The sequence below is a fragment of the Alienimonas sp. DA493 genome (assembly GCF_043951915.1).
Taxonomy (GTDB): domain Bacteria; phylum Planctomycetota; class Planctomycetia; order Planctomycetales; family Planctomycetaceae; genus Alienimonas.
In genome coordinates, this window is record NZ_JBINJD010000365.1 from 1 (window position 1) to 542 (window position 542).

The window sequence follows — 542 nt, forward strand, 5'->3', positions numbered from 1 at the left end:
CCGTTCGACCGCGACGGCGACGCGTCCACGACCGACGACGTGTTCCGTTCCGGCGGCGGCCGTCCGTGGCGGGGGCAGTACACGCCGTGGCGGACCCAGGTCGCGACGCTGCTCTGCCCGACCGACGGCAAGCAGCCCAACGGCATTGCCGAGACGAACTACGCCTTCTGCCGCGGCGACAACGGTCGCGGGATCAGCCACTGGTCCAACGCCAACTACCCGCGGAACCGGGCCACGGCCCGCGGGATGTTCGACCAGGCGACCTGGCGGGGCATTCGGGACATGAAGGACGGGTCCGTCAACACGTTGTTGATGGGCGAGATCGGCCGCTGGGACGGCGCGGCGTTCTTCCAGTCCGCCGTCGTGCGGAACGGCACTTCCGGCTACGGCTCCGACATCCACAACGACCCGTACGCCAACTGCGCCGACATCGTCGAATCGCCGACGGACCCCGGCATGTACGCGGACAGCGAGCTGGACCGCCGCGTCCAGCGCGGCAACCGCTTCAACGACGGCATCACGCCGATGACCGGGTTCCTCAC

1 protein-coding gene is annotated in these 542 nt (G+C 69.6%); it reads left to right on the forward strand.

Annotated features, from left to right (window positions below; genetic code table 11):
* Window positions 1-39: 39 nt before the first annotated feature.
* Window positions 40-542, forward strand: a 503-nt coding sequence (locus ACG2DA_RS23045; protein WP_395259059.1) for a DUF1559 domain-containing protein, incomplete at its 3' end; no start/stop codon positions are given.